Here is a 23,775-nt window from a genome sequence, read left to right as displayed (position 1 = left end):
GATGAGTCAAACTACGCTTTTCCCGGTCGTGATGGCCGGTGGCTCGGGTAGCCGACTGTGGCCGCTGTCCCGAGTGCTGTACCCCAAACAGTTCCTGTGCCTGAAAGGGGACATGACCATGCTGCAGGCGACGGTGAACCGCCTGGACGGCGTGAAGTGCGCCAGCCCGGTGGTGATCTGCAACGAGGAGCACCGCTTTATTGTGGCTGAGCAGCTGCGCCAGCTCGATAAGCTCACTGAAAACATTATCCTGGAACCGGCAGGACGCAACACCGCGCCAGCCATTGCGCTGGCGGCGCTGGCGGCGAAGCGCCGCGAGCCGGACGGCGACCCGCTGATGCTGGTGCTGGCGGCGGACCATGTGATTCAGGACGAAGACGCTTTCCGCGCCGCGGTGCGCGAAGCCACGCCGTATGCCGAAAGCGGCAAGCTGGTGACCTTCGGCATTGTGCCGAACGTGCCGGAGACTGGCTACGGCTATATTCGTCGCGGTGACGTCACGCCGGGCAGCGGCGACGGGCTGGCCTTCGACGTCGCGCAGTTTGTCGAAAAACCGAACCTGGATACCGCGCAGGCCTACGTGGCCTGCGGTGAATACTACTGGAACAGCGGCATGTTCCTGTTCCGCGCCGGGCGCTATCTGGAAGAGCTGGGCAAATACCGCCCGGATATCCTCCGCGCCTGCGAAAAAGCGATGGACGTCACCGACCCGGATCTCGATTTTATCCGCGTCGATGAAGCGGCGTTCCTGAGCTGCCCGGACGAATCCATCGACTATGCGGTGATGGAGCAGACGGCGGATGCGGTGGTGGTGCCCATGGACGCGGGCTGGAGCGACGTGGGCTCGTGGTCATCCCTGTGGGAGATCAGCAACCACACGCCGGAAGGCAACGTGCACCACGGCGATGTGATCAGCCATAAAACCGAAAACAGCTATGTCTATGCAGAGTCTGGCCTGGTGACGACCGTCGGGGTAAAGGACCTGGTGGTGGTGCAAACCAAAGACGCGGTGCTTATCGCCGATCGCAACGCGGTGCAGGACGTGAAAAAGGTGGTCGAGAAGATTAAGGCCGATGGCCGCCACGAGCACCACATTCACCGGGAAGTCTACCGCCCGTGGGGCAAGTACGACTCGATCGATTCCGGCGATCGCTATCAGGTTAAGCGTATCACCGTGAAGCCGGGGGAAGGGCTGTCGCTGCAAATGCATCACCACCGTGCGGAACACTGGATTGTGGTGGCGGGCACCGCCAAAGTCACCCTCAACGACCAGATTACGCTGCTGGGCGAAAACGAATCTATCTATATCCCTCTTGGCGTGACCCACTGCCTGGAAAACCCGGGGAAAATCCCGCTCGACCTGATCGAGGTGCGATCCGGCGCCTATCTGGAAGAGGACGACGTGGTGCGCTTCCAGGACCGTTACGGGCGCGTATAGCGCCCAGCAGGCCGGATAGCGCGGCGCCGTCCGGCAAATAACGAGACCAAAATTGATGGCCATTACGGTCAGGGCGAACTGTTGCCTGAAGAAAGGTAAAAACATGACTAAATTAACCTGTTTTAAAGCCTACGACATCCGCGGCAAGCTCGGCGAAGAGCTGAATGAAGACATCGCGTGGCGCATCGGCCGCGCCTACGGCGAATACCTGAAGCCGAAAACTATCGTACTGGGCGGCGATGTACGCCTGACCAGCGAAGCGCTGAAGCTGGCGCTGGCGAACGGCCTGCGCGACGCGGGCGTTGACGTGCTGGATATCGGGCTTTCCGGTACCGAAGAGATCTATTTCGCCACCTTCCACCTCGGCGTTGACGGCGGCATTGAAGTGACCGCCAGCCATAACCCGATGGACTACAACGGCATGAAGCTGGTGCGCGAAGGCGCGCGTCCGATCAGCGGCGACACCGGCCTGCGCGACGTACAGCGTCTGGCGGAAGCTAACGACTTCCCGCCGGTCAACGACGCCGCGCGCGGCAGCTATCAGAAAATCGACCTGCGCGATGCCTACATTGACCATCTGCTGGGTTATATCGACGTCAAAAACCTGACCCCGCTGAAGCTGGTGGTGAACTCCGGTAACGGCGCTGCAGGCCCGGTGATTGATGCGCTGGAGGCCCGCTTTAAGGCGCTGAACGTGCCGGTCAACCTGATCAAAGTGCACAACACCCCCGACGGCACCTTCCCGCACGGTATCCCTAACCCGCTGCTGCCGGAGTGCCGCGCCGATACCCGCGACGCGGTGATCAAATACGGTGCCGATATGGGCATCGCCTTCGACGGCGATTTCGACCGCTGCTTCCTGTTCGATGAGAAAGGGCAGTTTATCGAGGGCTACTACATCGTCGGCCTGCTGGCGGAAGCGTTCCTCGAGAAGAACCCCGGCGCGCGCATTATTCACGACCCGCGTCTGTCGTGGAACACCGTGGACGTGGTGACGGCGGCGGGCGGCACGCCGGTGATGTCGAAAACCGGTCACGCCTTTATTAAAGAGCGCATGCGCCAGGACGACGCGGTGTACGGCGGCGAGATGAGCGCGCACCACTATTTCCGTGATTTCGCCTACTGCGATAGCGGGATGATCCCGTGGCTGCTGGTGAGCGAGCTGCTGTGCCTGAAGGGGAAAACCCTGGGCGAGCTGGTACGCGACCGTATGGCGGCGTTCCCGGCGAGCGGCGAAATCAACAGCCAGCTGGCTGCACCGTCGGAAGCGATTGCCCGCGTGGAAGCACACTTTGCCGGCAGCGCGCTGGAGATTGACCGCACCGACGGCATCAGCCTGGCGTTTGCCGACTGGCGCTTCAACCTGCGCTCCTCCAACACCGAGCCGGTGGTGCGCTTGAACGTGGAGTCTCGCGGGAATACGCCGCTGATGCAGGCGCGAACGCAGGACATTCTGGCGTTGCTTAATCAGTAATTATTGCCCCTCACCCCGACCCTCTCCCCGAAGGGCGAGGGAGAAAATCGGACTGTTCCCTCTCCCCTTTGGGGAGAGGGCCAGGGTGAGGGGGAAACCACGAAATAGGACCGACGATGACGACTCTAAAAAAGCGCGAGCGAGCCAAAACGAATGCATCGTTAATCTCCATGGTGCAGCGTTTTTCTGACATCACCATCATGCTCGGTGGACTGTGGCTGGTGTGTCAGGCCCTCGCGTTGCCGTTCATGTATCTCCATCTGTTGATGGCGCTGGTGACGCTGGTCGTTTTCCAGATGATCGGCGGGATCACCGATTTTTATCGCTCATGGCGCGGCGTACGTATCACCACCGAACTGCTGCTGCTGCTGCAGAACTGGACGCTGAGCCTGGTGTTTGCCGCCGGACTGCTGGCGTTTAACGACGATTTTAATACTAACTTTGGCATCTGGCTGGCGTGGTACCTGCTGAGCACCATCGGCATGCTGGCAAGCCGCGCGTTTATTCGTTACGGCGCCGGTATGCTGCGCCATCGCGGCTATAACACCCGCTACGTGGCGGTGGCGGGGGATATGCCGGAAGGGCAGGCGCTGCTGGAGAGCTTCCGCAACCAGCCGTGGCTGGGCTATGAGGTGGTGGGCAGCTATTACGATGCCAAACCGGGCGGCGTCAACGCCGACTGGATGGGTAATCTACAGCAGCTGCTCGACGACGCGCGCAACGGCAAAATTCACAACGTTTATATCTCGATGGCGATGCAGGAAGAAAGCCAGATTAAAGAGGTGGTCCGTTCTCTTGCCGACACCACCTGCTCGGTGCTGCTGATCCCCGATGTCTTTACCTTCAATATCCTGCACTCGCGCGTGGAGGTGGTGAACGGCATTCCGCTGGTGCCGCTGTACGACACGCCGCTTTCCGGGGTGAACCGCATCATCAAACGGCTGGAAGATATCGTGCTGGCGCTGGGCATTCTGCTGCTGATTTCCCCTGCGCTGTGCTGCATTGCGTTGGCGGTGAAGCTGAGTTCGCCGGGGCCGATCATCTTCCGCCAGACCCGCTACGGCATGGACGGTAAGCCGATCAAAGTGTGGAAGTTCCGCTCGATGAAGGTGATGGAGAACGACAAGGTGGTAACCCAGGCGACGCAGAACGACCCGCGCGTCACCCGCGTCGGCAACTTCCTGCGCCGCACCTCCCTCGACGAGCTGCCGCAGTTTATCAACGTGCTCACCGGCGGCATGTCGATCGTCGGCCCGCGCCCGCACGCGGTGGCACATAACGAGCAGTACCGTCAGCTGATTGAAGGCTACATGCTGCGCCACAAAGTGAAGCCCGGCATTACCGGCTGGGCGCAGATCAACGGCTGGCGCGGCGAAACCGACACCCTGGAAAAAATGGAGAAACGGGTGGAGTTCGACCTCGAATACATTCGCGAGTGGAGCCTGTGGCTCGATATCAAGATTGTGTTCCTGACGGTGTTCAAAGGCTTTGTCAACAAAGCAGCCTATTGAGGAAGTGACATGGGCCTGAGAGAAAAAACCATCAACGGCGCGAAATGGTCGGCGATGGCAACGGTGGTGATTATTGGCCTGGGGCTGGCGCAGATGACCGTGCTGGCGCGGCTGTTCGACGGCCACCAGTTTGGCCTGCTGACCGTGTCGCTGGTGATTATCGCGCTGGCGGACACGCTGTCGGATTTCGGCATCGCCAACTCGATTATTCAGCGTAAAGCGATTAGCCAGCTGGAGCTGACCACGCTCTACTGGCTGAACGTCGGTCTGGGGATTGCGGTATTTGCCGCGGTGTATCTGCTGAGCGATACCATCGCCCGCCTGCTGCACAACCCGGACCTGGCGCCGCTGATTAAGACGCTGTCCCTGGCCTTTGTGGTGATCCCCCACGGCCAGCAGTTCCGCGCGCTGATGCAAAAAGAGCTGGAGTTCAACAAGATTGGCTCGATTGAGACCGCGGCGGTGCTGTCTGGTTTTACTTTCACGGTGATCAGCGCCTGCTTCTGGCCGCTGGCGATGACGGCAATCCTCGGTTATCTGGTCAACAGCGCCGTACGTACGCTGCTGTTCGGCTACTTTGGCCGTAAGATCTATCGTCCCGGCCTGCATTTCTCGTTGGCGGCGGTGGTGCCGAACCTGCGCTTTGGCGCGTGGCTGACGGCGGACAGCATCGTCAACTACATCAACACCAACCTGTCGACGCTAACGCTGGCGCGTATCCTCGGCGCCAGCGTCGCCGGGGGCTATAACCTCGCCTACAACGTGGCGGTGGTGCCGCCGATGAAGCTTAACCCGATCATCACCCGCGTGCTGTTCCCGGCGTTCGCTAAAATTCAGGACGACACCGACAAGCTGCGGATTAATTTCTACAAGCTGCTGTCGGTGGTGGGGATTATCAACTTCCCGGCGCTGCTGGGGCTGATGGTGGTCAGCAACAACTTTGTGCCGCTGGTGTTTGGCGACAAATGGCTGCACATTGTGCCGATCCTCCAGCTGCTGTGCGTGGTGGGGCTGCTGCGTTCGGTGGGCAACCCGATTGGCTCGCTGCTGATGGCGAAAGCGCGGGTGGATATCAGCTTCAAATTCAACGTCTTTAAAACCTTCCTGTTTATTCCTGCGGTGATTATCGGCGGGCAGCTCGGCGGCGCGATTGGCGTCACCCTCGGCTTCCTGCTGGTGCAAATCATCAACACCATCCTCAGCTACTTCGTGATGATCAAACCGGTGCTGGGGCCGGGCTACCGCGATTACCTGCTGAGCCTGTGGCTGCCGTTCCGTCTCTCGCTGCCGACGCTTGTTTCAAGCTACGCGGTAGGGCGGCTGCTGGAAGGGAGCGTCTCGCTCTCTCTGCTGCTGGCATTGCAGGTGCTGGCTGGTGTCATCAGCTTTGCGCTGGTGATCATGCTGTCGCGCAACAGCCTATTGATTGAACTTAAAAAACCGCTCTGTCGGAGCCAGAAACTGAAGACGTTATTACGCATTTCAGACTGCTGACATAACGTAGCCCGGACGAGGTGTTTACGCCGACTCCGGGGATTTCCCGGCGTCACTGCGTTCGGCCGGGCTACAGAATTGAAACCCCTTTTGATGAGGCCATGATGAAATTACTTATTTTGGGAAACCACACCTGCGGCAACCGCGGCGATAGCGCAATTATGCGTGGCCTGCTTGATGCAATCCTCCGCCAGCAGCCGGACGTTGAAATGGACGTGATGAGCCGTTTCCCGATCAGTTCCTCCTGGTTGCAGGGGCGTGAGATTATTGCCGACCCGCTGTATCAGCTGAGCCAGAAACAGCAGGCGGCAGCCGGCGTGAGCGGGCGCGTGAAGAAGGTGCTGCGCCGTCGTTTCCAGCACAAGATCCTGCTGGCAAAGGTGACCGGCGAAGGCAAGCTGCGTAATTTTGAGATTGCGCCGGAGTTCCATGAATTTGTGCGCTTCCTGGGTAACTATGACGCGATTATTCAGGTTGGCGGGTCGAACTACGTCGATCTCTACGGGCTAACCCACTTCGAATACCCACTGTGCGCCTTTATGGCCAACAAGCCTATCTACATGATTGGCCACAGCGTTGGCCCGTTCCAGAACCCGGACTTCAACCAGCTGGCCAACTACGTGTTTGGCCGCACCAATGCGCTGATTCTGCGCGAAACCGTCAGCCGCGAGCTGATGGCGAAAGCGCAAATCAACACCAGCAAAGTGGAGCAGGGCGTGGATACCGCCTGGTTAGTCGAGCATCGCAACGACAGCTTTACGCCGAGCTACGCGGTGCAGCACTGGCTGAACCTGACCGCGCAGCGTAAAACCGTGGCGATCACCCTGCGCGAGCTGGAGCCGTTTGATAAGCGTCTGGGCACCACCCAGCAGGCGTATGAAAAAGCCTTCGCCGAGGTGGTCAACCGCATGATTGATGACGGTTATCAGGTGCTGGCGCTCTCGACCTGCACCAGCATCGACCGCTACAACCGCGACGACCGTATGGTCGCGCTGCGGATGGCGCAGTACGTCAAAAATCGCGAGCATTTCCATATCGCGATGGACGAGCTTAACGACGTGGAGATCGGCAAAATCCTCGCCTCCTGTGAACTGACGATCGGTACCCGCCTGCACTCGGCGATTATCTCGATGAACTTCGGCACGCCGGCGATTGCCATCAACTACGAACACAAATCGGCGGGCATTATGCAGCAGCTGGGGATGCCGGAAATGGCCATCGACATTCGTCACCTGCTCGACGGCTCGATGCAGGGCGTGGTGGGCGATATTCTCAACCAGCTGCCGGCGCTGGGCGAGAAAGTGGCGGCGGCGGTCGAAGGCGAGCGCCAGAAGGGCTTCACCATGATTGAATCGGTGCTTAACCGCATCCGGGAGGGCCGATGAAAGTCAGCTTCTTCCTGCTGAAATTTCCCCTATCGTCAGAGACGTTTGTCTTAAACCAAATCGTGGCGTTTATCGAGATGGGGTATGAGGTGGAGATTGTCGCCCTGCAAAAGGGCGACCTGACCAACACGCATGCCGCCTACACTCAATACCAGCTGGCGGACAAAGTCCGCTGGTTGCAGGATGAGCCGCCGACGGCGCTGGAGAAGCTGCGCTACCGGGCGTTCAGCACCCTGCGCGGCTTGCTCCGTCCCGCCGTCTGGCGGGCGTTGAACGCGCGCCGCTACGGCCAGGAGGCGCGCAACCTGATTCTCTCCTCTATCTGTAGCCGGACACCCGCGCCGATTGCCGCCGACGTCTACATCGCCCACTTCGGCCCGGCGGGCGTCACCGCCGCCAAGCTGCGCGAGCTGGGCGTCATCAGCGGCAAAATTGCCACCGTCTTCCACGGCATTGATATCTCCAGCCGCGAAGTGCTGAACCACTATACCGGTGAATACCAGCAGCTGTTCCGCCGTGGCGACATGATGCTGCCCATCAGCCAGCTATGGGCCGACCGGCTGCGGGCGATGGGCTGCCCGACGGACAAAATCACCGTCTCGCGGATGGGCGTCAATATGGAGCGTTTCTCGCTGCGGCCGCTGAAAGCGCCGGACGGCTGCTTGCAGATTATCTCCGTCGCGCGCCTGACCGAGAAAAAAGGGCTGCACGTGGCGATTGAAGCCTGCCGCCAGTTAAAGGAACGCGGCGTTAACTTTCGCTATCGCATTCTCGGCATAGGCCCGTGGGAGCGCCGCCTGCGCACCCTGATTGAACAGTATCAGCTGGAAGACCGGGTGGAGATGCCGGGCTTTAAGCCGAGCCATGAAGTGAAAGCGCTGCTTGATGAAGCCGACGTCTTTCTGTTGCCGTCGGTAACCGGTGCCGACGGTGATATGGAAGGTATCCCGGTCGCGCTGATGGAGGCGATGGCGGTGGGGATCCCGGTGCTGTCGACGGTGCATAGCGGCATCCCGGAGCTGATTGAATCCGGCAATTCCGGCTGGCTGGTGGCGGAGAACGACGCTCAGGCGCTGGCGGACAAACTGCAATCGCTGGGCGGCATGGATGAGCACAGCCTCCAGCCGGTGCTGGCGCGCGCCCGTGCGAAAGTCGAAACCGATTTTAACCAGCAGGTGATCAACCGGCAGCTTGCCAGCCTGCTGCAGACGCTTTGCTAAGGAGGCGCTATGCACACCTTAACCCGACGCTATTTCCTCACGGCAGGGGCGACGCTTGCCGCCGCGCTGCCGGTACTGTCGGCGACCACCGCACGTGCCGCCGGGAAACGCACCACCGCGGACATTCGCGACTTTGTGCATGACGGCGACTGGATCCGCGCGTTTAACGAGGCCTTCGCACAGGCGGATACCGTCAACGTCCCGGCGGAGGTGGTCTGCGATAACATCAATACCGCGATTACGCTGCCGCCCGGTAAAACGCTGGCGATTGCCGGCGTCCTGAAAGGCAACGGGCGAGGGCGCTTTATACTGCAAAAGGGCTGCCAGGTTGTTGGCAGCGGCGCGGCAAGTCTCTACAACATTACCCTCGACGTGCGCGGCGGCGACTGCACCATCGCCGGGCTAACGATGAGCGGCTACGGCCCGGTGACGCAGATTTTTATCGGCGGTAAAGATAAAAGCACGCTGCGCAACCTGACCATAACCCGCCTGACCATCACCAAAGCCAACTACGGCATTCTGCGCCAGGGCTACCATAATCAGTGGCTGGACGTAAACATCACCCACTGCCACTTCAGCTACCTACAGGGCGACGCCATCGAGTGGAACGTGGCGATTAACGACCGTAACATTCTGATCTCCGACCACGTAATCGACCATATCGATTGCACCAACGGCAAGGTCAACTGGGGCATCGGTATCGGCCTGGCCGGCAGCACCTACGATAACGGCTACCCGGAAGAGCAGGCGGTGAAAAACTTCGTCGTCGCCAACATCACCGGCAGCAACTGCCGCCAGCTGGTTCATGTTGAGAATGGGAAGCATTTTATTATTCGTAACGTGAAGGCCAGCAATATTACGCCGGAGTTCAGTAAGAAGGCGGGAATAGATAATGCGACGGTGGCGATCTACGGCTGTGATAATTTCGTTATTGATGGTGTCGATATGGTAAATAGCGCGGGCATGCTTATTGGCTACGGTGTTATCAAAGGCAACTATCTGTCGATACCGCAAAATTTCCGGCTGAATAATGTACAGATGGATAATAGTGCTCTGGCTTACAAAGTACGAGGCATACAAATTTCCTCTGGTAACAACCCGTCGTTCGTTTCGATCACTAATCTCTCCATGAAGCATGCCTCGCTGGAGATCCACAACAAACCTCAGCATATTTTCTTGAGGAACATCAACGTGATGCAGCTATCCTCTCGCGGGCCCGCGCTGAAGCTCAACTTTGACTTACGCAAGGATGTGCGCGGGAAGTTTATGGCTAAGCAGGACACACTGCTGTCGCTGGCGAACGTGAAGGCGGTGAACGAGAAGGGGGAGGTGGCGGTGGATATTGACCGCGTGGATCAGCATGTGGTCAATGTTGAAGCTGTAAATTTTCCATTGCCGCAAAAGAAAGCGCCCGGTTACTGAGTTGATGATAAAATGAGCTGTCTGATTCATACACACTGGATATCGGTGAGTAAAGGCTTATAATCACCGCACTACCAGAAGGTTGGATATTGTTTGCAAGAGAGGCTCTTGATTTCAGGAGTCAGTCTTTTTTAGTGCAGATAGCACAAACAGTTAACTTGATTATGAATAATAAAATTTGCTTTGTCGGAGCGTCGGGATTTGTTGGTACTCGTTTGATTGAATTGGTAAAAAATGACTTTGAAGTTAAAAACTTAGACAAACAGCAAAGCCATTTTTTCCCTGAACTTACTGAAATCGGCGATGTTCGTAATCAGGAAAATCTTGATACTGGGTTCGCAGGCTTTGAGACCGTGGTACTTCTGGCTGCTGAGCATCGTGATGATGTCAGCCCGACCACCTTGTACTACGACGTGAACGTCCAGGGAACGCGCAATGTCCTTGCAGCGATGGATAAAAATGGTGTTAAAAATATCATTTTTACCAGCTCCGTCGCTGTTTATGGTCTTAATAAAAAGAACCCTGACGAGACTCACCCGCACGATCCCTTCAACCATTATGGCAAAAGCAAATGGCAGGCCGAAGAGGTTCTGCGCGAATGGTACAACAAGGCACCTGAGGAACGTTCTTTAACGATCGTCCGGCCGACCGTGATTTTCGGTGAAAGAAACCGTGGCAACGTATACAACCTGCTCAAGCAAATTGCCGGCGGGAAGTTTGCGATGGTTGGCGCAGGAACGAACTATAAATCAATGGCCTACGTTGGCAATATCGTTGCGTTTATCAAGTATAAACTCAGTAACGTACAGGCAGGTTACGAAGTTTACAATTATGTAGATAAGCCAGACCTGAACATGAATCAACTGGTTGCTGAAGTTGAAAAAAGCCTCAACAAAAAGATCCCTTCTGTTCACTTACCTTATTTTGCAGGAATGTTAGGCGGTTTTTGCTTTGATATTCTTAGCAAAGTCACGGGGAAAAAATACGCTATCAGCTCCGTCCGTGTAAAAAAATTCTGCGCTACGACACAATTTGATGCGTCAAAAGTGCATAGTTCTGGTTTTGTCGCGCCATACACGCTATCCCAGGGGCTGGACCGTACGTTGCAGTACGAGTTCGTACACGATAAGAAAGATGACATCACCTTTGTTACTGAGTAGGTTGCTGAGGTGGCTATGACGGATTCCGTCCGCGGTAGTAAGACAAAATCGCGGGCTTTCCGATTCCTCTGAGTCAAAATGGCGGGTTGATGAGGTCTACTGTTAGTTAAGCGAACTTAGTTAGCTATCTATTTCAGTAGGTTAGTCAACCTGGCACTGACTAATAGAGGCTAAAAGCCTATACTTTATCAACCGTACACAAGTGGATTATACAATGATGAATTTGAAAGCAGTCATTCCGGTAGCTGGTTTAGGTATGAATATGTTGCCTGCGACAAAGGCAATCCCTAAAGAGATGCTGCCCATCGTCGATAAGCCGATGATTCAGTACATCGTTGACGAGATTGTGGCTGCTGGCATCAAAGAGATTGTCCTGGTCACTCATGCATCGAAAAACTCAGTAGAGAACCACTTCGATACTTCCTATGAACTTGAAGCTTTGCTCGAGCAACGTGTAAAACGTCAGTTGCTTGCTGAAGTTCAGTCGATTTGCCCTCCTGGCGTGACCATCATGAACGTACGTCAGGCCCAACCACTAGGATTAGGTCACTCTATCCTTTGCGCAAAACCGATTGTTGGCGATAATCCATTCGTGGTTGTGCTGCCAGACATCGTGCTCGACAACGCCACGGCCGATCCATTGCGTTATAACCTGGCTGCTATGGTGGCTCGTTTTAATGAAACCGGTCGTAGTCAGGTGCTGGCGAAGCGTATGCCTGGGGATCTGTCAGAATATTCGGTTATTAAGACCAAAGAGCCGCTGGACGTTGAAGGTAAGGTTAGTCGCATTATCGATTTCATCGAAAAACCGGATCAGCCGCAAACGCTGGAATCTGATTTGATGGCTGTCGGGCGCTATGTGCTCTCTGCTGATCTCTGGCCTGAACTGGAAAAGACAGTTCCTGGGGCATGGGGCCGTATCCAACTGACCGATGCGATTGCTGAACTGGCGAATAAGCAGTCGGTGGATGCGATGCTGATGACGGGGGATAGCTACGACTGCGGGAAGAAGATGGGGTATATGCAGGCGTTTGTGAAGTATGGGTTACGAAATTTGAAGGATGGGACAAAACTTAGAAAACACATTGAAGATATCTTATCTAAATAGTGATTTCATTATAAATGAAATCAACTGGCTAGGGGGTAATATCAATATCGTTTTGTCAATAAATAAAATATAGTTTTTTCACTGAAGGTGTGGCAATTAAGATGCTTGAAGTAAAATATAAATAGAGAAACTATTCTGACCCATATGTGGCGATTCTTTAAGGAATAATTCGACATTAAACATTTTGCTTCAAGTTTCAGTATTTACATCATTTTAATATATTTAATCAGTGTTCTGGTAACTGTAAAGCTAGGGGCGGTAGCGTGGTAAAACTACTTTTCTGGCTATAATCAATAAATCCATCATGTAAGTCTAATAAACTAAATGTCACGTAACAAATTAATTGTAAAAAACACCATGTTTTTAGCTACCAGAACTATTGTGTCGCTTGGGGTTTCATTTTATACAACTAGAATAATACTCCAGCAGTTAGGTGCTTCTGATTATGGTATATTCAGTGTGATATATGGAGTAGTAGCCTTTTTTTCATTTGTGATAACAGCAATGAGTGATTCTGTTCAGCGCTACATTGCATTCGGTGTAGGGACAGGTCAATTAGAATCTATAAAAAATGCAGTTAAGAATAGTCTCTTTATATTCTCATCAGCGGGAATCCTTTTGGGTGTTGGACTTTTAATTATTAAGGATATGCTTGTTGGCAGGCTATTGAATATACCTGCTGGTTCAGTTGATTCGGCATTAATTGTTTATATAGCATCCGTTTTTACTGTCATATTACTTATCTTACAAACACCTTTTAACTCTTTGGTGCTTGCATATGAGCGAATGTCATTTTATGCATATATGATGATATTTGATGTTGGTGCTAAATTAGTAATGACTTTATTACTGGTTATAACAACAAAAAATAAATTGATTATATATTCTATATTACTTACAGCTGTAGCAGTTCTAGATTTCTTTATTTATTACATATATTGTAGATTAAAGTTCGGAGAGGTGCTAAAGGGGGGGCAGCTAAACAAAAATATATTAAAGGATATCACGGCCTTTTCTCTCTGGAATGTGTTCGGTAATTTTTCCTATATGTGTCGTGTACAAGGCATTAATGTAGTAATAAATATGTTTTTTGCAACGACAATTAATGCTGCATATGCTATTTCTATGACTGTGTTGAATGCAATTAATTCACTAACCCAGTCTTTAATTGTTGCATTAAGGCCTCAAATATTTAAATCTTACGTAGAAAATGAGCGCTTGCGATACTACTCGCTGATAGAATTTGGTTCTAAATATACATTTTCATTTTTGTTTGTAATTAGCTCTCCAATATTAATCTGTACTGACAGCTTATTAAAAATATGGCTTGGCGACATTCCTCTATATACAGTAGAATGTGTTAGGTTTATCATTGTAGTTGCTTTAATTGATAGTTTTTCTCAGAGTATAATCACTGGAATACAAGCTACTGGCCGAATAAAAAAATATCAAGTGGTTGTTAGCTTCTTTATTCTGCTAAACCTGCCAATAACTTTTATTTTATTTAAGATGGGGTATAGTGTTCTAGCAATGTTCATACCTTTTACAATAACAGCTGTAATAAATCTAGTTTTAAGAGTTTTATTTATTTCGAGTTATTCTACATTTAATTATAGAAGTTATATTAAAAAAGTTATTTCCCCATGTGCATGTTCATCCGTTATTGCTATTCTACTTGGTTATTTAACTACAAAATACATTGGGCCTGATTCTTTAGTGATAACATTAACTAATTGTATATTAATTGCCATGTTAAATGTTATTGTTTTTTATAGTATTGTTGTTTCTAAAAAGGAAAAAAAATGGCTCAAAGAGTTGTTAATAAAGAAAAAAACGGCACACTAAACGATATAATTGATAATCAACTTTGTACGGGATGTGGGGTTTGTATATCGGAAGATTTAAGTAAAAAATCTTCTATGACATGGAATTCCAATGGTTTTCTTGAACCTAAAATTAGCCAAGAATCAACACTAGATTTAATGCAGAGAGTTTGTCCATTTAATTTAAATAGAACGTCTATTATCGATGAAGATGATTTAGCAAAGCTCTCTTTTGAAAACGCTACTAAACAAGATAAGGATATCGGTCTTTATCGGCAATTATATGTTGGCTATTCAACTGAGTATCGAGAATCTTCATCATCTGGTGGATTAGCAACTTATGTATTTGAGCAATTATTAATCAATAAATATGTAGAGCATCTCTTCATCGTTCGAGAGATAAACGGAGTCTATGCTTATCAAATATTTGATGATCATGAGAAAATAAAAGACATATCTAAGACAAGATATTACCCAGTGACATTAGAAAATCTTTTCGAATGTTTATATAGGATTGAAGGTCGCGTTGCAGTCTCGGGGGTCGCTTGTTTTATTAAAGCAATTCGGTTAAAACAGCATTTTCATCCAGCTTTAAAAGAAAAAATACCATTTCTTGTGGGGATTATTTGTGGGGGTTTGAAAAGTCGTTATTATACAGATTATTTATCTCAATCTGCAGGATGTAAGAATGAATATTCTAACGCAGAGTATAGAGTTAAGAAAAAAAACGGTATAGCACTGGATTATCAATTTTCATGTATTGGTAAGGACAGCAGACGAATCCATGTTATCGATATGCAGAAAATGGGCGATATGTGGGGCACTGGATTATTTAAATCTAATGCATGTGATTTCTGTGATGATGTGACAACGGAGCTTGCTGATATATCATTAGGAGATGCATGGATTAAACCATATAATTTAGAAAGCGCAGGAAACAGCGTTATTGTTTGCCGCTCGGAATTAGCTCAGAAAATTATTGAAGATGGAATTAATAGTGGCAATCTGAAATTAGAAACGCTAGATCTTGAACTATTTAAATCATCACAGCAAGGTAGCTTTAATCATAGGCATAAAGGACTGCTTGTAAGAATTAAAAAAGCAGAAAGAGAGAATAAAAAATATCCTATTAAAAGATCTCGCTTTTTAACTGAAACGACAATATTGACCAAATTAATGCAAAAACAACGTTTAGTCACTCGTGAAAAAAGCTTAGAAATATGGAGGGAGACTAAAGATTCATCAATGTTCGACAAGTTAATGAAAAAATATCTGATGAGGCTTAATTATATAACCTTAATAAATAGAAAATATAATCGTTTAGTGTATTTATTTAAAGGTTTCTTAACGGGGCGAAAATGAAAGTAGCAATAATGACTCAACCATTGCATACCAATTATGGTGGTACATTGCAAGCTTATGCTTTACAAAAAGTAATAGTTAAATTAGGGCATGAGCCTGAAACAATTAATTATCGACTTAATCCAAAAAAACCTAACATATTGAAAGTTTTTTTTTCAAAGATAAAACAATTAATAGTAAATGGTAAGTTATATTATCGATTCTCGTCTGCTGATATAGAAAGAATATCTAAAGAACATTTGCGCTTTATAAAAATCAACATTAAATATTCACATGAGATTAATTCTATATCTGATTTAAGTTCTTATTTCAAAAAACAAGCATATTCGGCTGTTATCGTCGGAAGCGATCAAACTTGGCGCCCAATATATTCACCTCGAATAGAATCGTTTTTCTTGGATTTTTTAATACAAAACAATGAAATATTAAAAATTTCTTATGCAGCTTCATTTGGAACTGATGACTGGGAGTTTTCTGAACAACAAACGATTAATTGTGGCATGCTTCTGAGAGATTTTCATTATGTCTCTGTGCGTGAGCAATCGGCGATTACACTTTGTAAAGAAAAATTTAATGTTAATGCTGTTCATGTATTGGACCCAACATTATTGTTAAGCAGAGATGAATATTTTTCTTTGTTGAAGCCATATATTATAAATGAAAACAAAGGTAAAATATTTAGTTATGTGCTTGATGAAAATATAAAGAAAAATAAAATCATCGATGAAGTTGCAAATTTTTTTAATAAGGATATATTTTTTACGTATCCTAAGGCAAGAAGAAAGAAAACATTCAAAATAGCTGATTTTTCGGAGTATGAATTTCCTTCAATAGAGTCGTGGCTTGCCTCTTTTGAATCTGCTAGTTTTGTTATTACAGACTCTTTCCACGGGACTGTATTTGCTATTATTTTTAATAAACCATTTATCTCAATTGCCAATGAGGAGAGAGGGAAGGCTAGATTTATATCATTGCTTAATCTTTTTAATTTAGACGATAGACTGGTTAGTAAAGTTGAAGATATCTCACCGGAACTGTTAAATAGTGACATCGACTATGACGTAGTTAATATGAAATTAGCTATTTTAAAAGAACAATGCATGGGTAATCTAGAAAAAGCTTTACTTGCTCTGGGCAATCAGTAAGTTATGAAATCAAAATCGTCTAATGAAGATTCCTTATCAATAGTAGGACATAAAATTTCTGTATCTGTAGTTGTCCCTGTTTATAATAGTCAGATGTACATCGCAAAGTCATTATCAAGTTTACTTGAGCAAACTTTAGATGATATCGAGATAATTATTATCAATGATGGTTCAACCGATGATTCATTGAGTGTAATTGAAAGAGTTATTGAAGAGTGTCCGCAACATAATAAAACAATTAGAATTATAAATCGTGGAAATAAGGGGGTTTCATATACAAGGGCGGAAGGAACTTCTCTTGCTAGTGGCGAATTCATAATTCATATAGATAGTGATGATTGGATTGAGCCCACAATGCTGGAGGACATGTATTTAAAAATCGTTAGTGACGATGCAGATGTCCTCATATGTAACTATTATATGGTTATGGATGATAAAGAAGAATCCGTTAAGCAAAAAGCAGATATTAATAAATACAATTGCATAACAAACATATTACTTGGGAATATGCAGGGTTTTACATGGAATAAATTAATTAGACGAAAATTAATAATAGAAAATGAAATAACCTTCAATGTGGAATTAAATTATCTAGAGGATGTTGTTTTTATAATTCAAGTATTGAAAATTGCGAATAAAATATCTTTTATCGATAAATCACTTTATCATTATAGACGTGATAACCCGAATTCATTAACTAGTAAAATTGATGAGGTAAAAATTAACAATGTTGTAAACGCCATCAACTTCATTGAGTTTTTCTTACTAGAAAACATTGCTGAAATTTCTTTTGCAAAACCTTTGAATAAATTTAAACTAACACAAAAGGTTTGGTTCTTGTCTCAAAGTAAGATGAGTTCTAATAATATATCATGGAATATGTTCCAAAAAGATAAGTTACCTATAATAGACTCTGACATTAGGTTTTATTATAAGCTCATTCTCGTTCTCCATAATATTGGTTATCATTACCTTGCGAAAAAAATATTATATATAATTGGTTATATACAAGTAAAAATGAAAGGAAGGTAAAAATATGATACCCAAAATAATTCATTATTGTTGGTTCGGAAGTAACCCGCTTCCAGAATTAACAAAAAAATGTATTGAAAGTTGGAAAAAATATTGTCCCGACTACAAGATTATTAGATGGGATGAAAGTAATGTTGATCTTGAATCTTGCTTATTTGTCAGAGAAGCTTATGCATCGAAAAAATGGGCTTTTGTTTCTGACTATATCCGACTCAAAGTTGTAAGCGAACACGGTGGTATATATCTTGATACAGATGTTGAGCTACTTAAACCTCTCGACAATCTACTACAATATCCTGCATATATGGGCTTTGAATCTAATAAAAATTGTGTTGTTAACTCAGGCTTAGGTTTTGGGGCCGAGCAAGGTCATCCATTTTTCCTTTCTCTGCTTGCCGAATATGAACAACTGAGTTTTGTTAATGAACTCGGTGATTATGATATGACGCCCTGCGTTTTAAGAGAAACGAGAGCACTGATGCGATTGGGGTTAAAAGTAAACGGAAAAACTCAAATTTTAAAAAACATTATTATTTTATCTGAAGATTATTTATGTCCAATATCTCTGTTGGGTGTTAGTAATTTTACTGAAAATACGTATTCAATTCATCATTATGATGCAAGTTGGCTTTCTGATGTTAAGAAAAAGGGATTGGAAAGAAAGAAAAAACTAATAAAAGTTTTTGGTCTTTCGCTAGGTTCGTGGATCAATAAACCAATTATCTTGATAGATGAGATTCGCGACAATGGTTTACTAAAAACGATTAAGAAAATTTTTAGCTAAAATGTCATTCCTAAAGAGAACTTTGTTTATGTTGTTAAAATAATCTCCAAGCGCGCTTAATCATGACGTTTTGCAGGTAACAGTTCTATGACTTTCCTATATTTTTTTTCTGTATTATATTTCTTTTATATGGCTTTAATCTGTATTTTATTGCCAGATCGTAGACTCTTTATTATCGCCGCTTTAGTGCCGACAACATTAGTTGCTGGTTTCAGATATGATGTTGGTTTTGATTTTATGTCATATGTTAATTATTTTGAATTATTGCGCTCCACAAGTGATGTATATTTGGACCCAACATTCAAATTAATTACTTACTTGATTCAGTTTTTAGGCGGTAATGCACAAGCCTTATTTCTTTTGTATGCAATATTATATTCAGTTGGTTTATATTATTTAGTGGTTATTGCTTATCAAAAGTGTATTAACAGAGTAAGTATAACTTATGCATGTGGACTATTATTGGCATTTTACTCATTTAATTTCTTTCTCTCATTGAATCAAATTCGCTCTACACTTTCTGCGGTCTTTATAAGTTGCGCATTGTTGAAAGATAAAAAAGATGTATCATTCTATATAATGGCTTTCTTAGCAATATTATTTCACTCTGCTGCATTGTTTATTTTTCCATTATATTTTATTCTTCGTAGAGTTAATGTTAAATTACTTCTTTTAATGTTTCCATTCTTGGTTTTTTTATCATACTTCAATTTATTCTCAGGGCTTATAAAGTATATTTTACTCTTTTTTGATAGCCGATTTTTAACATATTTTGAGTCTGAGTTCTTCATTCCTAAGACAGGCTTAGAAAAAACGTATAGTATTTTCTCTATAATAATTGTATTAGGTGTTGTTGTTAGTTGTGCAAAATTGCTTCCACGACAATATGATATGATGATTAAGTATGTTGTTTTCTTTGTTCTTTTACGTGCAATGTCAATCGATATTTTGATCTTTTCAAGACTTAGCGATTTTCTAAAACCTATCGCAATTATCTTGATTTTTACATCTGTCTATAGATTGTCTTATTTAGTAAGGCCAAAAATTGTTTTGCCGTGTTATTTTGCTTGCATATTATGTCTGTGTCTCTTTAATGTGATGGTCGGTTCAAATATTTCAAAAGAAACTGATTATAACTATTATTTCAACATATGTATATTTTCTAAGGCATGTGTATCCTAAATAATGGAAACTACCTTTTAATAAAAGTTGTAATAAATCGGAATGTTTATGTCTAATTTATTTATGCAAAATGATAGGGATTTTACTGCTAAAAATAATCACCCATCTTATGCAGAAAGCAAACCCATTCTATCTATAATTATACCTGTTTATAACGTTGAGAAATATATAGCCGATTGTCTAAAAAGTCTGTTGAGAAACGCCAGGGATAGTTATTTAACAAAAATTGAAATTATCATTGTTGATGATGGATCAACTGATAATTCTCTACAAATAGTTAAAACGATGGCTACTGAATATTCATGTGTGAAGTATTTCTCGAAAAGTAACGGAGGGTTATCGGATGCTAGAAATTTTGGCATCAAGAAAGCTTCTGGGGAATATTATTCATTTATCGATTCTGATGATATAGTTCATCCACAATTCTTGAAAATTATTGTGGATTGCATAGAAAAAACAAATTTTGATATTTTATCCTTTAATTTTATCAAATTTTTTGGCGATAAATATGAGGAATACAATTGTTCATATGAGAATCATTATTTGAGGCAAGTTAGTATTGATTTTTATAATGATAAACCGGTATTTGCATGGAATAAAATTTACAAAAAAACACTATTCAGTGGCATTGAGTTTCATCGAGGTTGGTTTTATGAAGATGTAGCATTAATTCCATTATTAATAGATCGCGCAAAAATTCATTTTCATATTGATTTTGATTGCTATTTTTATCGTCAACGTCGTGGCGCTATAACATTTTTTAATGATAATAAATATTTAGATATCCTAAAGGGAGTTAGTTATCTGTATGAAAATTCTCAGTCTAAATATATTAAATCAGTAATAATTAATCAGTATTTTACTCTTGTATTTTTGTCCCTTAGATTACCAATGCGACAATGTTTATCCAACCTAAACAAGATCTCGCACTTTTATATAAAAGAATTCAACATGAAAGAATTCACTCCTGTTCTCTGTGTCAGACAATTTCCATTTAATATCTTAAAAAAGACAGGGAAGTATTTTATTTATCCTGTCATTTGTTTTAAACCCATCATTATTATACACAAATTAATTAAAACTTGGCGTGGGAGATAATTGTGAAATACGATTATGTTATTGTTGGTAGTGGTCTTTATGGTAGTGTCTTTGCACATGAGTTGCACAAAGCCAATAAAAAAGTGATGGTTATTGAGCGACGAGAGCATGTTGGTGGGAATGTATATTGTGAAAACATTGCTGATATCAATGTACATAAATATGGAGCACATATATTCCATACTAATGATAAAGATATCTGGGACTATGTTAATCAGTTTGCTGAGTTTAATCGATATACAAATACTCCAATGGCTTTATCTAAAGGTCGTATATATAATCTTCCTTTCAATATGCATACCTTTAACCAATTGTGGGGGGTAATCACTCCACAGGATGCAAAAGAAATAATAGCAAAACAAAGCGCCGAGTTTTCAAGTATTGACCCCAAAAACCTTGAAGAACAAGCAATATCTTTAGTGGGGCGAGATATATTTAATACCTTGATTAAGGAGTATACCGAAAAACAATGGGGTAGAAAATGCACTGAACTTCCCTCTTTTATTATAAGAAGGTTACCTGTACGCTTCACTTATGATAATAACTATTTTAATGACCGCTATCAGGGGATACCAGTAGGCGGTTATAATAAAATAATTTCTGGACTGCTCGAAGGTATCAAAGTAGAAACGAGTGTTGATTATTTTGATGAACGCGACTATTGGAATTCTGTAGCAAATAAGGTTATCTATACAGGGCCTATTGATAAATATTTTGATTATAGGTATGGAGCGCTTGATTATCGTTCATTGAAATTTGAAACTGAGTTGTTAGATATTGAAAATTATCAAGGTAATGCGGTAGTTAATTACATTGATAAAGAATATGAGTTCACTAGAATAATTGAACATAAATTTTTTGAGTTTGGTACGCAAAAACAAACCGTGATTACCCGTGAATATCCAAAAGAGTTTGAATCAGGGGATGAGTATTATTACCCTGTAAATGATGAAAAAAATATGCAGATATATAAAAAATATTATTCATTGACCATGGAAAACGAAAAAGTGATTTTTGGAGGGCGTTTGGCAGAGTATAAGTATTATGACATGCACCAGGTCATCAGATCTGCTTTGTCTGCATTTCGCAAGGAGGTAGTTACTAGTGAATAAAGATGTGATAGCTATAATTGTAACGTATAATAGAAAAGACTTATTAAAGAAGGTTATTGAATCTGTTAACAATCAAAGCTACCCTTTAAAAAAAATAATTATTGTCGATAATAATAGCATTGATGGTACAAGGGAATTAGTCAGTACGTTCGAGTCAGATATCATTCAGTATCAAAATACTGGTGCAAATCTTGGTGGCGCTGGCGGTTTTCATTTTGGTTTTCTTGAGGCTGAAAAATATAGTTATGACTATCTTTGGTTAATGGATGACGACCTCATGCCGACTGTTGACTGTCTTGAAAAATTAATATCAAATAATCCTCAAGGGATAGTACAACCAGTTAGGTATAATCTTGATAATACTTGTGCAGAACTTTCCCCGTTGACATATAATTTATCCAATCCATTCAAACTAAACCCTAAAGGAATTCCTCTCAAACAGCATATAAAAGAGAGTGATGATAAGCCAAAATTGATATCTATAGAAGCTATCCCATTTGAGGGACCTTTGATTTCCCGCAATACCATAATTAGTATTGGTTTTCCTGAACCCAAATTTTTTATTTTTTGTGATGATATTGAGTATGCTATAAAAGCAAAAAGGAAAAAGATACCAATCGTTTGTAATCTTGAGGCGAAGGCATACCGACTTCTTGTCAATCACCAAGGAAATGACCTACTTTCTTGGAAAGGTTATTTCATGCTTAGGAATCTGTTCTATCTTCACAAAAAATACGGTACTAACATTTTCGTAAGGAAAAAACCCATAATTCTAGCTATCGGGTACGGTTGTTCTTGCCTCATTAGAGGACAGTTTAAGCAACTGAAAGTACTTTGGCATGCATTCTGGGATGCTGACTCCTTGAAAAATACAGAGCTATTCAAACCTGGTTCGAAACAGTAAAAGCATCTTCAGCTATCATCATGAATAAAACTTGAGTTAACATCACAAATATTTTCAAGCTGTGTATGAATCGTGAACCCCCAAACAGGAGCAAATAATGTCCAAACAACAGATCGGCGTAGTCGGTATGGCCGTAATGGGGCGCAACCTGGCGCTCAACATTGAAAGCCGTGGTTATACCGTCTCCATCTTCAACCGTTCCCGTGAAAAAACTGAAGAAGTTATCGCTGAGAACCCAGGTAAAAAGCTGGTTCCTCACTACACGGTCAAGGAGTTCGTCGAGTCTCTTGAAACCCCACGTCGTATCCTGTTAATGGTGAAAGCGGGTGCAGGCACCGATGCTGCTATCGATTCCCTGAAGCCGTATCTCGATAAAGGCGACATCATCATTGATGGTGGCAACACCTTCTTCCAGGACACCATTCGTCGTAACCGCGAACTGTCTGCTGAAGGCTTTAACTTCATTGGTACCGGCGTGTCCGGCGGTGAAGAGGGTGCGCTGAAGGGCCCATCCATCATGCCTGGCGGCCAGAAAGAAGCGTACGAGCTGGTTGCACCAATTCTGACCAAAATTGCCGCGGTGGCGGAAGATGGCGAACCGTGCGTGACCTATATCGGCGCTGACGGTGCGGGTCACTACGTGAAAATGGTTCACAACGGTATCGAATACGGCGATATGCAGCTGATTGCTGAAGCCTATTCCCTGCTGAAAGGCGGCCTGAACCTGTCTAACGAAGAACTGGCAACGACCTTCACCGAGTGGAATGAAGGCGAGCTGAGCAGTTACCTGATCGACATCACTAAAGACATCTTCACTAAAAAAGATGAAGAGGGTAAATATCTTGTTGATGTAATCCTGGACGAAGCGGCGAACAAAGGTACCGGTAAATGGACCAGCCAGAGCTCTCTGGATCTGGGCGAGCCCCTGTCCCTGATCACCGAATCTGTGTTTGCTCGTTACATTTCCTCTCTGAAAGAGCAGCGCGTTGCCGCTTCAAAAGTGCTGTCTGGTCCTCAGGCCAAACCAGCTGGTGATAAAGCTGAATTCGTTGAGAAAGTTCGTCGTGCGCTGTATCTGGGTAAAATCGTCTCGTATGCACAAGGTTTCTCTCAGCTGCGTG

General features: G+C 45.3%; 19 protein-coding genes. All 19 read left to right on the top strand.

From position 1 onward, the window contains the following. The first annotated feature begins 1 nt into the window (after position 1). A complete protein-coding gene (gene cpsB / locus ACK5JN_RS19675; protein ID WP_416871694.1) occupies positions 2-1,438 on the top strand; it encodes a mannose-1-phosphate guanyltransferase in 1,437 nt (478 codons plus the stop codon). Positions 1,439-1,541: 103 nt separating this feature from the next. Next, entirely contained in the window at positions 1,542-2,912 is a 1,371-nt protein-coding gene (gene cpsG / locus ACK5JN_RS19670; RefSeq protein ID WP_416871693.1) for a colanic acid biosynthesis phosphomannomutase CpsG, read from the top strand. 116 nt (positions 2,913-3,028) lie between these two features. Beyond that, entirely contained in the window at positions 3,029-4,423 is a 1,395-nt protein-coding gene (wcaJ, locus tag ACK5JN_RS19665) for an undecaprenyl-phosphate glucose phosphotransferase (RefSeq protein ID WP_416871692.1), read from the top strand. A 9-nt stretch (positions 4,424-4,432) separates the two neighbouring features. Further along, positions 4,433-5,917, top strand: coding sequence for an MOP flippase family protein (locus ACK5JN_RS19660; protein ID WP_416871691.1), 1,485 nt, complete (start codon positions 4,433-4,435; stop codon positions 5,915-5,917). Positions 5,918-6,021: 104 nt separating this feature from the next. After that, positions 6,022-7,302: a colanic acid biosynthesis pyruvyl transferase WcaK gene (gene wcaK, locus ACK5JN_RS19655; RefSeq protein ID WP_416871725.1), complete on the top strand. Its 1,281-nt coding sequence runs from the start codon at positions 6,022-6,024 to the stop codon at positions 7,300-7,302. Next, on the top strand, positions 7,299-8,522 hold the full coding sequence (wcaL, locus tag ACK5JN_RS19650; protein WP_416871690.1) for a colanic acid biosynthesis glycosyltransferase WcaL: 1,224 nt from the start codon (positions 7,299-7,301) through the stop codon (positions 8,520-8,522). The genes wcaK and wcaL overlap by 4 nt, the downstream gene beginning before the upstream one ends. A 9-nt stretch (positions 8,523-8,531) precedes the next feature. After that, positions 8,532-9,944: a colanic acid biosynthesis protein WcaM gene (gene wcaM, locus ACK5JN_RS19645; protein WP_416871689.1), complete on the top strand. Its 1,413-nt coding sequence runs from the start codon at positions 8,532-8,534 to the stop codon at positions 9,942-9,944. 164 nt (positions 9,945-10,108) lie between these two features. After that, positions 10,109-11,104, top strand: coding sequence for an NAD-dependent epimerase/dehydratase family protein (locus ACK5JN_RS19640; RefSeq protein ID WP_416871724.1), 996 nt, complete (start codon positions 10,109-10,111; stop codon positions 11,102-11,104). A gap of 214 nt (positions 11,105-11,318) precedes the next feature. Then, positions 11,319-12,212, top strand: a complete 894-nt coding sequence (gene galF, locus ACK5JN_RS19635; protein ID WP_416871688.1) for a UTP--glucose-1-phosphate uridylyltransferase GalF — start codon at positions 11,319-11,321, stop codon at positions 12,210-12,212. A 324-nt stretch (positions 12,213-12,536) separates the two neighbouring features. After that, on the top strand, positions 12,537-14,057 hold the full coding sequence (locus tag ACK5JN_RS19630) for a hypothetical protein (protein WP_416871687.1): 1,521 nt from the start codon (positions 12,537-12,539) through the stop codon (positions 14,055-14,057). Next, a complete protein-coding gene (locus ACK5JN_RS19625) occupies positions 14,015-15,397 on the top strand; it encodes a Coenzyme F420 hydrogenase/dehydrogenase, beta subunit C-terminal domain (RefSeq protein ID WP_416871686.1) in 1,383 nt (460 codons plus the stop codon). Before ACK5JN_RS19630 ends, ACK5JN_RS19625 begins: the two co-directional genes overlap by 43 nt. Continuing rightward, the gene (locus tag ACK5JN_RS19620) at positions 15,394-16,542 is read left to right on the top strand and encodes a polysaccharide pyruvyl transferase family protein (RefSeq protein WP_416871685.1); all 1,149 of its coding nucleotides are present in this window, start codon (positions 15,394-15,396) and stop codon (positions 16,540-16,542) included. Before ACK5JN_RS19625 ends, ACK5JN_RS19620 begins: the two co-directional genes overlap by 4 nt. A 3-nt stretch (positions 16,543-16,545) precedes the next feature. Next, a complete protein-coding gene (locus ACK5JN_RS19615) occupies positions 16,546-17,574 on the top strand; it encodes a glycosyltransferase family 2 protein (RefSeq protein WP_416871684.1) in 1,029 nt (342 codons plus the stop codon). 4 nt (positions 17,575-17,578) lie between these two features. Continuing rightward, positions 17,579-18,358 (top strand): glycosyltransferase family 32 protein, encoded by a 780-nt coding sequence (locus tag ACK5JN_RS19610; RefSeq protein ID WP_416871683.1) that lies wholly within the window; start codon positions 17,579-17,581, stop codon positions 18,356-18,358. 87 nt (positions 18,359-18,445) lie between these two features. Next, the gene (locus ACK5JN_RS19605) at positions 18,446-19,540 is read left to right on the top strand and encodes an EpsG family protein (RefSeq protein WP_416871682.1); all 1,095 of its coding nucleotides are present in this window, start codon (positions 18,446-18,448) and stop codon (positions 19,538-19,540) included. A 48-nt stretch (positions 19,541-19,588) separates the two neighbouring features. Then, positions 19,589-20,638, top strand: coding sequence for a glycosyltransferase family 2 protein (locus tag ACK5JN_RS19600; protein ID WP_416871681.1), 1,050 nt, complete (start codon positions 19,589-19,591; stop codon positions 20,636-20,638). A gap of 2 nt (positions 20,639-20,640) precedes the next feature. Next, the gene (gene glf, locus ACK5JN_RS19595; RefSeq protein WP_416871680.1) at positions 20,641-21,750 is read left to right on the top strand and encodes a UDP-galactopyranose mutase; all 1,110 of its coding nucleotides are present in this window, start codon (positions 20,641-20,643) and stop codon (positions 21,748-21,750) included. Then, on the top strand, positions 21,743-22,654 hold the full coding sequence (locus ACK5JN_RS19590) for a glycosyltransferase (RefSeq protein ID WP_416871679.1): 912 nt from the start codon (positions 21,743-21,745) through the stop codon (positions 22,652-22,654). Before glf ends, ACK5JN_RS19590 begins: the two co-directional genes overlap by 8 nt. Positions 22,655-22,751: 97 nt before the next feature. Beyond that, positions 22,752-23,775, top strand: a 1,024-nt coding sequence (gndA, locus tag ACK5JN_RS19585; RefSeq protein WP_416871678.1) for an NADP-dependent phosphogluconate dehydrogenase, incomplete at its 3' end; no start/stop codon positions are given.

It is taken from the genome of Kluyvera sp. (genome assembly GCF_047971185.1).
Classification (GTDB): domain Bacteria; phylum Pseudomonadota; class Gammaproteobacteria; order Enterobacterales; family Enterobacteriaceae; genus Kluyvera.
The sequence above is the reverse complement of the archived record's forward strand: the minus strand, read 5'-3'. Positions and strand labels throughout refer to the sequence as shown.

What these genes read in the sequence shown, in the direction of transcription:
- ACK5JN_RS19625 (WP_416871686.1), top strand. Translation starts at nt 14,015, where the DNA reads ATGGCTCAAAGAGTTGTTAATAAAGAAAAAAACGGCACACTAAACGAT.
- galF (WP_416871688.1), top strand. Translation starts at nt 11,319, where the DNA reads ATGATGAATTTGAAAGCAGTCATTCCGGTAGCTGGTTTAGGTATGAAT.
- cpsG (WP_416871693.1), top strand. Translation starts at nt 1,542, where the DNA reads ATGACTAAATTAACCTGTTTTAAAGCCTACGACATCCGCGGCAAGCTC.
- ACK5JN_RS19610 (WP_416871683.1), top strand. Translation starts at nt 17,579, where the DNA reads ATGATACCCAAAATAATTCATTATTGTTGGTTCGGAAGTAACCCGCTT.
- wcaM (WP_416871689.1), top strand. Translation starts at nt 8,532, where the DNA reads ATGCACACCTTAACCCGACGCTATTTCCTCACGGCAGGGGCGACGCTT.
- ACK5JN_RS19620 (WP_416871685.1), top strand. Translation starts at nt 15,394, where the DNA reads ATGAAAGTAGCAATAATGACTCAACCATTGCATACCAATTATGGTGGT.
- ACK5JN_RS19600 (WP_416871681.1), top strand. Translation starts at nt 19,589, where the DNA reads ATGTCTAATTTATTTATGCAAAATGATAGGGATTTTACTGCTAAAAAT.
- ACK5JN_RS19660 (WP_416871691.1), top strand. Translation starts at nt 4,433, where the DNA reads ATGGGCCTGAGAGAAAAAACCATCAACGGCGCGAAATGGTCGGCGATG.
- wcaK (WP_416871725.1), top strand. Translation starts at nt 6,022, where the DNA reads ATGAAATTACTTATTTTGGGAAACCACACCTGCGGCAACCGCGGCGAT.
- ACK5JN_RS19605 (WP_416871682.1), top strand. Translation starts at nt 18,446, where the DNA reads ATGACTTTCCTATATTTTTTTTCTGTATTATATTTCTTTTATATGGCT.
- ACK5JN_RS19630 (WP_416871687.1), top strand. Translation starts at nt 12,537, where the DNA reads ATGTCACGTAACAAATTAATTGTAAAAAACACCATGTTTTTAGCTACC.
- wcaJ (WP_416871692.1), top strand. Translation starts at nt 3,029, where the DNA reads ATGACGACTCTAAAAAAGCGCGAGCGAGCCAAAACGAATGCATCGTTA.
- ACK5JN_RS19640 (WP_416871724.1), top strand. Translation starts at nt 10,109, where the DNA reads ATGAATAATAAAATTTGCTTTGTCGGAGCGTCGGGATTTGTTGGTACT.
- cpsB (WP_416871694.1), top strand. Translation starts at nt 2, where the DNA reads ATGAGTCAAACTACGCTTTTCCCGGTCGTGATGGCCGGTGGCTCGGGT.
- ACK5JN_RS19615 (WP_416871684.1), top strand. Translation starts at nt 16,546, where the DNA reads ATGAAATCAAAATCGTCTAATGAAGATTCCTTATCAATAGTAGGACAT.
- wcaL (WP_416871690.1), top strand. Translation starts at nt 7,299, where the DNA reads ATGAAAGTCAGCTTCTTCCTGCTGAAATTTCCCCTATCGTCAGAGACG.